Origin of the sequence: Psychroserpens sp. SPM9, from assembly GCF_025153525.1 — a bacterium.
GTDB lineage: Bacteria > Bacteroidota > Bacteroidia > Flavobacteriales > Flavobacteriaceae > Psychroserpens.
On record NZ_JANZNR010000001.1, the window covers coordinates 632115 to 646865 of the forward strand.

General features: G+C 35.1%; 10 protein-coding genes. All 10 read right to left on the reverse strand.

Annotated features, from left to right (window positions below):
• Window positions 1-82: 82 nt before the first annotated feature.
• Complete coding sequence (locus N4270_RS02795; protein WP_260095275.1) at window positions 83-1753, reverse strand: DUF5017 domain-containing protein; 1671 nt, start codon at window positions 1751-1753, stop codon at window positions 83-85.
• 12 nt (window positions 1754-1765) lie between these two features.
• Window positions 1766-4339, reverse strand: coding sequence for a TonB-dependent receptor (locus N4270_RS02800; RefSeq protein ID WP_260095276.1), 2574 nt, complete (start codon window positions 4337-4339; stop codon window positions 1766-1768).
• Window positions 4340-4500: 161 nt separating this feature from the next.
• On the reverse strand, window positions 4501-6147 hold the full coding sequence (gene pgi / locus N4270_RS02805) for a glucose-6-phosphate isomerase (RefSeq protein ID WP_260095277.1): 1647 nt from the start codon (window positions 6145-6147) through the stop codon (window positions 4501-4503).
• On the reverse strand, window positions 6147-7436 hold the full coding sequence (locus N4270_RS02810; RefSeq protein WP_260095278.1) for a peptidoglycan DD-metalloendopeptidase family protein: 1290 nt from the start codon (window positions 7434-7436) through the stop codon (window positions 6147-6149). The genes pgi and N4270_RS02810 overlap by 1 nt, the downstream gene beginning before the upstream one ends.
• A 12-nt stretch (window positions 7437-7448) precedes the next feature.
• Window positions 7449-8381 carry a tryptophan 2,3-dioxygenase family protein gene (locus N4270_RS02815; protein WP_260095279.1) on the reverse strand — a complete coding sequence of 311 codons (933 nt, stop codon included), beginning with the start codon at window positions 8379-8381 and terminating at the stop codon, window positions 7449-7451.
• Window positions 8382-8386: 5 nt separating this feature from the next.
• On the reverse strand, window positions 8387-9166 hold the full coding sequence (locus tag N4270_RS02820; protein WP_260095280.1) for a DUF3108 domain-containing protein: 780 nt from the start codon (window positions 9164-9166) through the stop codon (window positions 8387-8389).
• A 187-nt stretch (window positions 9167-9353) separates the two neighbouring features.
• Window positions 9354-10514, reverse strand: coding sequence for a 4-hydroxyphenylpyruvate dioxygenase (hppD, locus tag N4270_RS02825; protein WP_260095281.1), 1161 nt, complete (start codon window positions 10512-10514; stop codon window positions 9354-9356).
• 66 nt (window positions 10515-10580) lie between these two features.
• A complete protein-coding gene (locus tag N4270_RS02830) occupies window positions 10581-11078 on the reverse strand; it encodes a CCC motif membrane protein (protein ID WP_260095282.1) in 498 nt (165 codons plus the stop codon).
• 9 nt (window positions 11079-11087) lie between these two features.
• The gene (locus N4270_RS02835; protein ID WP_260095283.1) at window positions 11088-12248 is read right to left on the reverse strand and encodes a homogentisate 1,2-dioxygenase; all 1161 of its coding nucleotides are present in this window, start codon (window positions 12246-12248) and stop codon (window positions 11088-11090) included.
• 279 nt (window positions 12249-12527) lie between these two features.
• Window positions 12528-14717, reverse strand: a complete 2190-nt coding sequence (locus N4270_RS02840) for a patatin-like phospholipase family protein (protein ID WP_260095284.1) — start codon at window positions 14715-14717, stop codon at window positions 12528-12530.
• Window positions 14718-14751 lie beyond the last annotated feature (34 nt).

Consider the following 14751-nt stretch of genomic DNA (forward strand, 5'->3'; position numbering starts at 1 on the left):
GTTCTCAGGAAAATAAAAAAGCCTTGACAGTTTTGTCAAGGCTTTTTTTAGTATAGTGAGTTGAGAATACTCCTAAATTTAATTAGTTAGCAACCCATTCGCCACCTTCTTTGATAAGGCTAAAATCTTCAGTGCCACCACTACCATTATAGATATCTGCAGTTACAATGTATTTTTGACCTTCTTCAGCAGAAGGATCTAAGTTATCTAATACAATTCCCATGGCTGTAATCATCATCTCATCAGTCCAAGTTGTACTTCCACCTTGTCTGTTGAAGTTACCAAAAGTATCTAAGTTACCTGCTGCAGCTTCAAAACCTTCAACTTCTAATAAAGTAGTTGCTACTAAGGTGTAATCTGAACCAACAAGTGAATATCTAATCGTGTTATCTGGAACCCAAACACCATCTTCAAGACCAAATTGTAAAGAAGAAATGCTTGGTGACCAACTACCTCCTGTGAAGGTATATAAGTTCCCTTTAGTCACTGTACCTAAATCACCACCAGCAAAGAATCTATAAATCATAAAGATTTCATCTTCTTCTTGAGCAAATGGATAGTTGATACTTAAAAACTGTGGTAAATAATCCGACGGTAATACCGAACTACTAAAGTTATTAAACGCACCTGGTTGTCCAGAAGCTTCACCCATAGAATCATAATCTGCTGTAGATAAGTAGTACACACCGTCTACTGATTCCCATTCGCCTTCAACATATCTGAAATAAGCCGATCTCGCTTCCGTATCTCCTGAAATTCCAGGAACTTTAAGGTTGAAAGACTCAACTCTCCATCGTGGTGAGTCTGAATCGGTTGAGCTATATTTCAAGCCAATATGAACCGTTTCACCTTCGTAAGCAGAGAAATCAAAATCTTCAGATGGTGTCATATCACCAAAAGCCGTTTTATCAAAACTGAATGCTGTCCAGGTTGCAGCCATAACATCAGTTCCTGTTGTATAATCCGTAGAGACTAAGATATCAATTAAGGTTTCATCACCTAAGAAATCGATTTCTTGTGTGATTTGAAATAATAAATTAGATGTGGTTGTTAAATCGATTTGGGGGCTTACCAACCATTCTTCAACAGCATTAGCACCATCATCAAATCCAGAACCCTGAACATTAGTAGAACCTTCTGTCCATCCTAAAGCATCTGGACCAGAAACAGACACTAATTCGAAGTTACTTGTGCTTTCAGGAAATACCGCTCCAAATACGTTTGCAAATCCAGCTACTGGTTCTCCTGTAAATACATTATAACCTAATCGTACAACCTGACCTTCAGTTGGAGACGGAAATTGAACACCTAAAACGCTTTCTAATGCAGTTTCGGCATCTTCTTCAGGTAAAAACGCATTACTCAAATCGGTAATATAATCATCAGATTCAAGATTATAAGTATCGGCATTAACAAAAGAACTCACGTCTTCTGGGTTACCGTCATTTAAATTAAAACTCACCGTTACAGATGAACCGTCACCCCAAAACGGGTATCTATCAGCTAAAAAAGGAGGTAAAATTAACTTTGCATCTTCCATATCACTAAAAGCTTCAAAAGTCTCGTAGTAATCTGGTTCTTCGTCGTCACCTTGCTCAACAAGTGCTGCATAATCATCTGATGTAAGTGTAAACGCGTCACTTCCAATTATAGGATTATCTTGATCAGCAAGATCGTTATTAATATCTTCCAGAGGATTACATCCTGTGAAAATCAAGCCTATCAAGGCAAATACATAAATTATTCTTTTCATTGTTCTATTTTTTTAAAATTGAAGTTTTGCACCAACACTAAATGTTCTTCCAAAACCATAATATACTAAAGCTGTTTCAGCATTTGAACCAGTACCATCTAAGGCATCAGCAATGTACTCGGTATTAAATACATTGTTCATACGTGCTGTTAAGGTTGCATCAAACTCTCCAAAAGAAAATCCGTGAGAAATAGCTGTATCAAAAATTCCGTATGCAGGTACTTTCCATGGATCTGGAGCGCCTTCTGTTCCTCTATCACTCGGATCAAAATCAGCATATAAATTATCAAAGTAGTTGTAATCTACTGTTAATCTAGTTTTAGCACCTAATCTATAATTAGCACCTAATGCCATGGTTGTTTGCGCAGCATCTCCTACAGGAGTATCTTTAATAAATAAATCTACTGTATCAACAACATCTTGTTCTTCGTCTAAAATTTGAACTCCTGTGACATCATCTTCCCATCTCCAATCACCTAAAGATACCATACCTGTGATATCTAATTTATCGGTTGCCTTGTAAACAAAGTCAACTTCAATTCCTTGATGGATAGCGTTCACACCTAAGATATTTGCAAAACCAGTTTCATCTTCACTTAACTGAAACGGAATGGTTTCTGTTCTGTCTCTCCAAGAAGTTCTGTATAAGTTAACATTAGCCGATAGTTTTTCACCTCTAAATCCGTAACCTAATTCAAAACTTAAGATTTTTTGATTTTCAGCATCATCATTGATATCTTCATTGTTAAAGTTAGGGAAAACAGCATCAAAATCTGCAGCTTTTTCAAAATATCCTAAATTAACAAAAACATTATGGTTACCTGTAATTCTATAGTTAGCACCACCTTTAGCACCAAAACCGAAGAAGTTATAACGATCTGTTTCTCTTAGAGGATCGTCTGGAGTGTATAGAAAATAATCAACTCTTTTATAAGATGTATTGGAAGCATTTAATGAGATAAACGTATTAAAGTTTTCGTTTACATCGTATTCTAATTGAGCAAAAGCACCTAACCATCCAACTAAACCGTCGTTGTAATAAGATACTTTATCACCAACTCTAGCAATTCCTGTTGGATTGTTTACATTGTCTTCATTAATGATGAATTGACCACCTAATAAATCGGTGACTTCTCTAAAGTGGATTCCTTTATAGTTTCTGTAATCTAATCCTGCAAGGAGTACTAAATCTTCCGATAAATCTGATTTCAATGTCGATAGAACACCGTACCAGTTATGATCATTACGAGACGCTCTTAAAGCGGCGCTAGAACCATTGGCTCCATGCGCAATGTTTTCGTCGACGATACGATCAAAATCTAATGGTCCAAACTCTCCGATTCGGTAATCAGAACTTGTAAATTTAAATCTTCCATCACCTTCAAATCCTGGAGTTTCAGCATCACTACCTAAGGTTCCGCCTCCACCTCCAGAGCCAAACGAAACATAAGCAGCAGTTGAGATGCTTGTGTTTTCATTTAAATCCCAGTAGTGATTTAATGATATTTGAGGTTTGTGGTAGAAGTTATCTTCAATAAAAGTCACTTGACCATTTTTATAACCCCAATCTGAGTTGTACTTGATTCCGTCTTCACTTTGTCTGTACGTTTCAATAAGGTGTCTGTTTTGTCTTTGACCATGACGTTGTTTTGCACCAAATGCTGTAAATGACAATTTGTGCTGGTCATTAATTTGTTTAGAGACATTAAGGAAATAAGAAACTGCATTAAACTGAGTTCCTCTTACATACCCATCTCCATCGGTTTTTGCAGCAGATACAGTTGCAGCAAAACCATTTTTCATAAGACCTGTCGAATAGGTAACTCCAAACTTTCTATAACCATCATTTCCTAAAGTTGTTAGAACATTACCACCCGCTTCGGCATCGGTAGTTTTACTTAAGATGTTAATTGTTCCACCTACAGATGGCACCGCAACTCTAGCAGCACCTAAACCTCTTTGTACTTGCATAGAACTTGTAACGTCTCCTAATCCAGCCCAGTTACTCCAGTAAACCTGACCATTTTCCATGTCGTTTACAGGAACACCGTTAATCATAACAGCAACATTTTCTGAATTAAATCCACGTAAATTGATACGTCCATCTCCAAAACCACCACCAGATTTGGTAGCATATACACCTGGAGTCGATTTTAAAACCTCAGGGAATTCTTGGGTTCCTAATTTTAATTGAATGTCTGCAGCTCTTACTGTAGATACAGCGACAGGTGTTTTTCTGTCTACAGCTACAGAAGCAATAATTTGAACCTCTTGTAGTCCAACCTCACTAGGAGTTAATGTGATTGTGCCTAAATCTTGATCTCCAGAAAAAGCAATAGTTTGCGAATTATAACCCACAAATGTGATTACGATTTCTCCTGAATTAGATTGCGTTTTAAGGGTAAAATTTCCATCAAAGTCGGTATTTGTTCCGTTTGATGTTCCTTTTACAATGATATTAGCGCCAGGTAAAGGTTCGTTCATGTCTGAACCAACAATTTTACCAGTAATTGTGCTTTGAGAAAAAGCAAATGTAGTGCACAACAGAACTACAAATACCAATAAACATTTTGAAATTTTTTTCATTGTTTAAGAATTATTTAGAGTTTTAATTTTCGGCAAAAGTACACCTGAATAAGGGATCCTATATTACCACAATGTTAACTTTTTTTAACATTTAAAATTACTTAAAATTTTCTTAAAATTTGAAAATATAAGGATTTGAAATCCACAAGTATTTAACAAAATCAGCTCAGATTCTTGTAGTATTTAAGAAGGTTTTGGGTGGAATCGTCATGATTGTTGATAACATTGTCGTTTTTTAATTCTTCTAAAATAGAATTCGCCAATTGTTTTCCCAATTCGACTCCAAACTGGTCATAACTGAAGATATTCCAGATGATGCCTTGAACAAAAATTTTATGCTCATACATCGCAATAAGTTTTCCTAGACTTTCTGGCGTTAGTTTTTTAATTAAAATTGTTGTCGTTGGCTTATTCCCTTCAAAGACTTTAAAAGGTGCAATTAGATTGATATCGGCTTCAGAAAGTCCTTGGTCTTGCAATTCTTTGGTTGCTACTTCTAAAGATTTTCCATTCATCAAAGCTTCAGTTTGTGCAAAAAAGTTAGACATGAGTTTATCCTGATGGTCTTGGTTACCATGAAGCGGTTTCGCAAAGCCAATAAAATCAGCAGGAATAAGTTTAGTTCCTTGGTGAATTAACTGAAAAAAGGCATGCTGCGAATTGGTTCCAGGTTCGCCCCAAATAATTGTTCCGGTTTGATAATCAATTGTGTCGCCATTTCGATCAACACTCTTTCCGTTGCTTTCCATAATGCCCTGCTGCAGGTAGGTTGCAAACTGATTTAAATATTGAGAATATGGAATAATTGCTTCTGTTTCAGCATTAAAAAAGTTGTTATACCACACACTTAAAAGTGCTGTAATCACTGGTATATTTTTATCAAAGTCTTCTGTTTTGAAATGCTTATCCATTTGATGAGCACCTGAGAGCAACTTATCAAAATTATCGAAACCTACGGCCAGACTGATTGTTAAACCTACAGCGCTCCAGAGTGAAAATCGGCCACCTACCCAATTCCACATGGGGAAAATATTAGTTTCGTCAATACCAAACTCTTTTACTTTTTCAATATTAGTAGACACTGCAACGAAATGTTTTGAAACGGCTTCTTTAGGTGCACTGTTTAAAAACCAATCCCTTAAGGTATTAGCATTTGATAAGGTTTCTTGAGTTGTAAACGTTTTAGAAACGACTACAAACAGGGTTGTTTCAGGGTTTAACTTTTTAATCACCTCATTAACATGATCACCATCTACGTTACTTACAAAATGTGTATTTAAATGATTTTTGTAATACATTAAAGAGTCTACAACCATTGCCGGACCTAAATCTGAGCCACCAATACCAATGTTTACAATATCTGTAAATGGTTTATTTGTATAACTTTTTAAGTCACCATTAATTACTTGATCTGCAAAGGATTTAATTTTATGCTTGACTTCAAAAATTTCGGGCATTACATTTTCTCCATCCACAAGTATCTGAGCATTTTCAGGGCTTCTAAGCGCTGTATGTAATACTTCTCTGCCTTCGGTCTTATTGATGACATCGCCTTCAAAATATTTACCTATAGCATCTTTTAAATCAACCTCTTGAGCTAAGTCTAAAAGCAAGTCAATCGTTTCTTTAGATATACGGTTTTTAGAATAGTCTACATAAAAATCATCCCATACAAGCGTCATGTCATTTGCTCTGTTTGTATGTTGTGCAAAAAACTCCTTTAGATGCTTATGTTCTATAGATTCAAAATGTGTTTGTAATTTTTGCCAAGCGGCAGTTGTTGTTGGGTTGATTGTTTTTAGTGCCATTATTGTATTTTGGACGTTAACGTTTCCTCTTCTGTTGGTAATTGAATTGCATTATCTTCAAATTGGATATTATCTAACTGCAATTTAAACGGTTTTATAAATTCGGTATAACTTGCTTTTAGTGAATCTGGAATCGATTCAGCAGCAGGTAATTTTTCTTTAAAAGGATCGACTTGCTTACCGTTTTTCCAAAAGCGATAGCAAACATGTGGCCCTCCCGTATTTCCGGTCATACCAACCCATCCAATCACGTCACCTTGTTTTACAAAATCTCCTTTTTTGACATTTTGAGCTTTCATATGTAGGTACTGTGTACTGTAGGTGCCGTTATGTTTGATTTTTACATACTTACCGTTCCCACCTCGTCGCGTAGATTCTGTCACTGTTCCGTTAGCTGTTGCTAAAATTTCGGTACCTATTGGCGCTGCAAAATCGGTGCCTCTATGTGGTCTTAATTTATAACCATAGTATTTGATACGACGATTTAAATTGTAACGGGATGAGATTCGGCTAAACTGAACAGGTGCTTTTAAAAAAGTTCGTCTTAAACTTTTGGTGTTTTCATCAAAATAATCTGAAATATTTTTGGTGCTATCGACTTTAAAATTGAAGGCATAAAACGGTTCGTTTTTATGTTCAAAATAAGCTGCATCAATACTTTCGATTCCGGCATAAATACTATCTTCAATAAAACGTTGATTGTATACAATCTTAAAACGGTCACCTTTTTGAAGTCTGAAAAAATCGATAGTCCACGCATAAATATCAGACATATCGTTAATTAACTGATACGGTAATCCTTGAGACTCCATGGTTTCTGATAAGTTATTCAATACAATCCCTGACGCTTCTTTTTGCACGATACTTATTGGCTTTTTGCCTTTATAAGCCTGAATAGAATCTGCCATTTTAATCACAACATAATCGATACTATTAGGTTGGTAAATAAAACATTCTGGTGTTTGAAGTGAGTCTTTTGCACATAATAAAGTATAAGGCTTACCTGCCTTTAGTTTCGTAATATCGAAACTGTCTTTTGTTTTTTCGGCAATATTGAAAATTTTCGGGTATCCTATATTGTTACGCTCTAATATTTCACCAAAACTATCACCAGCTTTTATGGTGTCTCTTTTAACAATATAATCCTCTAGAACAAAGCCAAATTCGCGAACAGGTTCTGGTTCAACAAATGCTTGTACTGGTGGTAAATCTTGTTTTTTATCATCTTCTTTACATGCGATAAAACCGATGCAAATAAAGAGTGCTATTACTAATTTTTTTGGTTGCATTAAAATTTTAAATTATACGTTTTCTCCCCAATTTTCTAATTCTTTTTCACTCCAAAGTTCTGGAAAAAATATGCGTTTTTGATATTTAGGATGCATGTATTTTTTCCAATCGCTACCTCCTGTAGCTTCTCCATCACCTGTTCCACTTTCAATATAATGTCTCGCTGCATTATAATGCGCCATTACCCAAGTAATATTCACGGTATAATCAAAGTGCCTCATAGCTTTGACTAAGTCTTTATCTTGCTGGTCTTTCTTTGGTAATTCTTTAAATCGCGACCATAAATTTTTGGTATTATAGGTTTGCATAAAACGGATAAAATCACCTTTATAGCGTTTTTCAAAATTGACTAAAAGCGTTGATTTTTTTCCGGTTTTATAATCTTTCCCTGCGGCTTGCCAATAAAGATGCTCAAAAGCGTGTTCAAACGGAGTATTTCTATCTATCGTTTTTCTAAATCTGTAATCTATGAGGTTGATGAGTTCTGTAGAAGCAAACTCAATCATTCTGTATTGCGCACTTTGAAATCCGCTAGCAGGTGTTAATGTGTACCTAAATTTCATGTACTGTTCTATTTCCATGCCTTCTCTCATAATATTAAATGAGGTGGTAAGCATATCAAAATAGCGGCTGACGCGCATGATTTTATTCTCGAAAAATTCGACATTTAAATCCTCTTTTTCTGCAACTTGCTGAATTTCCCATAAAATCATTTTAAAAATAAGTTCATTGATTTGATGGTAAGCAATAAAGACCATCTCATCGGGAAGTGTTGTACGTTGAATTTGAAGGTTCAAAAGTGCATCGGTTTGTATATAGTCCCAATAAGTAATAGGCTTGCTGTAAAGCAAGCCATATAAGTGGTCATCTGTATCTTGATCTATAGCTGTATACTTCTCTTGAAGTTGTTTTATAATAGTGTCAAAATTTTGTGCGTCATTCATGCGTATTAATCAAATTGAATCTGAAAAGAGTGTTTAAGCCCTTTAAAGGCTTCTAAGTTAGCTTGTAATGAGCCAACGGCTAAATCGGCTTTAATTTTTAGTGGAATTTTATTATCGTCTGCACTTACCCAAAGGGTTAAACTTTCTTGTTCTTTAAAGACACGTCCAGCCATAACATAAGGTCTAAACTTTAGAGTCTTGACTTTGCCAAATTCGGTATCTATGGTTTCACGCCCTAAAAACTTTAGTTTAAAGTTATAGTTTTCTTCGTCAAAGAACATATTGAGTGTGACTATTTCACCGACTTTTATCTTTTTGGTGTCGTAATTATTTCTAAGGTAATAAAAGGCAGAGACCATATCCTGAACATCCTTTTCTGTTGCAATGGTCTTTTTTGTTTTGTATTTTTTATTTTCAACAAAAGCCTGTTGTTTTTCGTGATCAAAGTCGATTTCAATATCTTTAGTATGACCGCCTTCATTGATTTTTCTAATGAATTTATAGGGCATTCCTGTTTCCTTATCGATATAACTTTCATACCTGTCTTTCACCTTAAAAAACCATTTAATAGCTCCTGTTGTCCAGCCTTTACCAACAACGTGGTATACAGGTCGGCCGTTTATGGTAGACTCTTTAACCTCGAGTGTTGCATTTCCTGCTTTGAGGAAATTACTGTAACTCATTTCAAATTTAAACCATTCCCCTCCTTGATACGCGCTTTTCTCTTGGGCCAACGAGATTTGCATGCAACATAGAACACCAACTATAAGTAGTAAATTTTTCATTGTTGTAATTATTATAAATGAAACTTTTAGTGTTTCATTTTATTGTTCAATAAGGAGAATTACAATTACTATTCCAAAAATATAAATTTTATTGAAATCATGGTGAATAAAGCTGTTAAGTTCTGTTAGAATTCAAAAAAAACTCCATCAAAATTAGATGGAGTTTATAATGCTTGAAATTAAAGACTTACAATGTGCCGCGTTTGGCTTGTTCTCGTTCTATAGATTCAAACAACGCTTTAAAGTTACCAGCGCCAAACCCTTGAGCGCCCATTCGTTGAATGATCTCAAAAAACAAGGTAGGTCTATCTTCTACTGGCTTTGTAAATATTTGTAGCAGGTAACCTTCTTCGTCTGCATCGACAAGAATAGACAATTTTTGAAGTTCTTTTATATCTTCTTTCATCATATCCATATGAACGCCTAAACGTCTTGGAATATCGTCATAATAGGCTTGCGGTGGTGGTGGTAAAAACTCAACACCACGTGCTTTGAGTTGGTCTACTGTTTTTATAATATCATCAGTAGCTACTGCGATATGTTGTACGCCAGAATCTTCATAAAAATCCAGATACTCTTCAATTTGTGATTTTTTAGCCGCTTTTGCAGGTTCGTTTATAGGAAACTTAATACGACCATTTCCATTACTCATTACCTTACTCATAAGTGCTGAATATTCGGTGTGAATTTGTTTATCATCAAAGGATAGAAAGTTCACAAACCCCATGACATCTTCATACCACTTCACCCATGTATTCATTTGTCCCCAACCAACATTACCAACCATATGGTCTATATATTTTAATCCGACAGGTTCTGGGTTATAATCTGATTCCCATTTTTGAAATCCGGGCATAAACACACCTTTGTAGTTTTTACGTTCTACAAACATATGTACTGTTTCTCCGTAGGTATAGATTCCAGCTCTTACAACTTCTCCAAATTCATCGGTCTCCACCACAGGTTCCATATAAGACTTCGCTCCTCTTTTGGTCGTTTCTTCATACGATTTTCTAGCATCATCAACCCAAAGTGCTACAACTTTTACACCATCACCATGCTTTACAATATGATCGTTTATTGGAGAACTACTGTTAAGTGGTGTTGTTAATACCAATCTAATTTTATCTTGCTTAAGCACATAACTAACTGAATCTTTAGATCCAGTTTCTAGACCTTTATAGGCGTAGGATTGAAATCCGAATGCCGTTTTATAGAAATGAGCCGACTGTTTAGCGTTTCCGACATAAAATTCTACATAATCTGTCCCTAAAAGTGGTAAAAAATCTTGAGCATCTTCAAAGATTTTTTCCAATCCGTAATCGACACTTTTTACTTCTTTTGCCATAATATTTCCTATTTTATTTTAACGTTCTTCCTTAGAAATGACACTTCCGAAGGAATTCTTTTAATATTAATTTATACTGTCTAGAGGCGCTGTTTCTACCTCTATAATTTCGCCATCATCGATTCTGATAGAATCTATACTGATGGTATCATTCCCATATTCATAAGTTTCTTCATCATGATACAGGCTATCACTATCCCATTCATAGTGGTAATCATCTCCATTGCGCTGAATCTCATATACATCCTTAAACATTTGAGATGCCATAACACCATAAAATGCAAAGTAAACGATATAACCAATAATCATTGCTGCTCCCAAAATTAAAGCGATAAGATTTAACACTTTAGCTGTACTCACATTACTTTTACTTTGAGGAGTATACACGTCGGGATTAGAATGGTATTCTCTCAAACTTTTATTACACATAACCAAGCCTATAATCCCCAAGACTAATGGCACAACGGCAAAAATTCCGCAGCAACAACCTGCAAGAGCAATAACTAATCCGATAATTCCTAAAATCATTGCAGTAGGATCTGCAGGTAATTTATTGTATGACATATGTTTTATTTAATGTTCTAACCAAGATTTAAAATAATCTTCGTCTGCTATTTTAAGCGCTTCTTCAGTGACTTGTAAGGGTTTAAAAGTATCAACCATTACAGCCAACTCATCGGTTTTTACTTTTCCAATGCTGCGTTCTGTTGCACCTGGATGCGGTCCATGCGGGATTCCTGCGGGATGCAGACTAATATGACCTGCATCGATATCATTTCTGCTCATAAAATCACCATCAACATAGTATAGCACCTCATCACTATCTATGTTGCTATGGTTATAAGGTGCAGGAATGGCGTCTGGATGGTAATCATATAATCGAGGCACAAAACTACACACAACAAATGCATCGGTCTCAAATGTTTGATGTACTGGTGGCGGTTGATGAACGCGTCCTGTGATAGGTTCAAAATCATGAATTGAAAAAGCATAAGGATAATTGAAGCCGTCATACCCAACCACATCAAAAGGATGAGACGCGTAAACCATATCAAAGATATCGTTTTGCTTTTTGATTTTCATTAAAAACGCTCCGGATTCGTTATGAGTTTCCAACTCATAGGGTTGTCTTAAATCACGTTCACAAAACGGAGAATGTTCTAGTAATTGTCCGAACCAATTTCTGTAGCGTTTAGGCGTGTATATTGGTCGGCGAGACTCGACAATAAAAAGTCTATTGTCTTCGGTATCAAAATCTATTTTGTAGATAATTCCTCGAGGAATAACGAGATAATCACCATATTTAAAATCTAAATTCCCTAGATGTGTTCTTAGTTTTCCTGAGCCCTTATGAATAAATAAAAGTTCGTCGGCATCAGCATTTTTATAAAAATAATCTGTTGTAGATTGCTTTGGAGCCGCTAAAATAATAGTACAATCGCTATTGGTGAGTATGGCTTTTCTACTTTCTAAATAATCGTCTTCTGGCTTTACTTTAAATCCATGTAATCGATAAGATTGAATATGATTTGCTTTAGCAATTTTTGGTGCAACGCTGTATTGTTTTTTAATAGCTTTGACCTGTGTTGGTCGTTGTTCGTGATAACTATTGGTCGACATCCCATCAAAACCTATAGTTCCGAAGAGTTGTTCATAATATAAACTCCCATCGTCTTTACGAAATTGAGTGTGTCTTTTTTGTGGAATTTTTCCTAGTTTATGATAAAAAGGCATCTTTTTTTAAGTTTAAAAATTGATTCGCTTATACGGTTAATACGTATAAAATAAGTGTGTTTTAAAGATACAAAAAATGCTTACTTATTCAGGATTTCTCTTGATAAGAAAATGGAGATGACTTAATAAATCTTTGAAGATGAGATTTGACATGTTTCAAATATCGGGAAAATTTAGATTATGACAACTACAATGATTATAAATTAATAAACAGAGAAATTCAACAATTGGTTGCTTTCACTGTTTTTTTTGAAACAATCAACAATTAAATTCAGACTTTTAAAACCAAAATCCAATATTAAAATACCAAATGCTTTTACGCTGTTCTGGCGAATAGCTAAATTTTGCCTGAATGGGTCCTAAAAATGTTTCAATACCATAACCTAATGCATACCCTCTATAATCTGGCAAGGTAAAAGCTTCAGCAGATTCGAAAATATCATCACCAATATTTGCCCAATTAGCCTCTATCGTTAAGTGATTTTTAGGAAACAATTCATAATCGGCACTCATATAGGCTTTCACAAAATTATTACCTGTTAAGGATAAAAAATCATAGCCTAAAAAAGGCGTAAAATTGTTAATTAAGTTATTCCCATAACCACCAAGAGCAAAATCTAAAGTATTAGTTGATTTATCTCCAATCTTAAAACCACCACTAGTTTGTAAGTTAAAGCTTATTCGTTCAGAAACACTAAAGGCATAGCCTATATCGGCTTTAGCAATAGAAAACTCTTCAAAATCTTTATTAAAATGTGATGCTAATAAATAAGCATGAAAATCGCCATTGAAATAAAACCCGCTTGACGGATAATATTTATCGTCATAAGTATCTAATTTTAAACTACCAAAAGCACTAAAATAATCGGTGTTTTCGAATAAAAATTCATCGGTTTCATCGTCAATGGTGAGCGTTTCAGATTTTATTGTTAATCGTTTATGTTCGGCTCCTATGCTAAAAGCAAAGTCCTTTCTAAAGAGCGTTTGCAAATAAAACTGATTGGTCTGATCTCTTAATTTGACTTCTAATTTATTAATTCCGCTAACCGTCATTTGCGTCTCATCTAACAGTAATTCGGCATTGATATTTTTTTCAAATTGATTATAACGAGAACGCAATCCGACACTCCAATAAAATCCTTTATCGATGAGATACTCAAAATTATAACGCACATTATCACCCAATATCAAGTCTAATGAAGCCATATCGTTATTAAAAAGTAAGCGCTTTTTTGTCAGATTCACCAACGCAGCACTTTTATATAAGTCATCATAGTGTAATCCTAATTTTAAAAATGTGGTAACCGTATTTTCTTTGAGTTTAGCACTAAAATCATAGCCTTCCTTATCTTTAGATTTGACAAAATTATACTGAAACGCATCAAAATTATTGGTAGCCACCAAATTGTTTACGCCTTTGTCAAAATCGGCATAACTTACAGTTTCGTCTCCCTTAAGTTTTAATTTTCCTAAGATATAGGACCTGGTATAACGCTCATTTCCGGTCACACTAATCCCGTTAATTCTGATGCTATCTTTACTTGTTAAATCGAGTTCAGGTCTATTAAAATCAGGAGATGATTTTGAGAGTTGGCTTAATTGTGCTAATTGTTCTAAAGCCGCTTTTTTTCCATTTTCAATAATCTGTCTTCCTTCACTAAATGACACTACAGTAAAATCTTTAATATCTGGTTTGATATATATATCTGTCTTTTTAGACTTCAATTTCATATCATTAATCGTTCTAAAGTTATTGATTTGCAAGAGTACATCTGGTGCAGAAACCATCTCTTCACGAGTAGCCAAACCATCTTGAACATCGACACCAATAATGATGTCCATTCCCTTTGCTTTTAATTCATCTAAAGGATAATTATTAACAACGCCTCCATCAATTAGCAATTGATCGTCAATGTTTACGGGTTGAAACAACGAAGGAAATGCGCCACTAGCCGTTATAGCAAGCGGAAGATTCCCAGAATCCAGCACAACCGCTTTGCCTGTTTCGACATTGGTAGCAATACAAAAAAACGGAATGGGTAATTGCTCAAAATCTTCAATCTGACTTACATGTAAAGTAAGTTTAGATAATAGGTTAAAAACGTTTTGCCCTCTTGATAATGCCGAAGGTAATTTGAGTTTAAAATTGTTAAATGGCAAGGAGACAGCATACTTTTCGGAAATATCACGTTCGTAGAATGTTTTAGCCGAACGCGGTAAATCATCGCTTATCACCTTATCAAAATCTAAACTACTAAAAATAGAATCTAATTGCTTCCCTGAATATCCCGAAGCATATAATGACCCTATGATAGCGCCCATACTTGTCCCTGCAACATAATCGATTTTTATACCAAGACTGTCTATTACTTTAAGCGCGCCAATATGTGCAAAGCCTTTAGCTCCTCCTCCGCTTAATACCAAGCCAATTTTTGGTTGTTGGGTAGGCTGTTCTGTTTGCGCCCGCATTGAAAACGCAGATAAGATAATTACTATGATACAG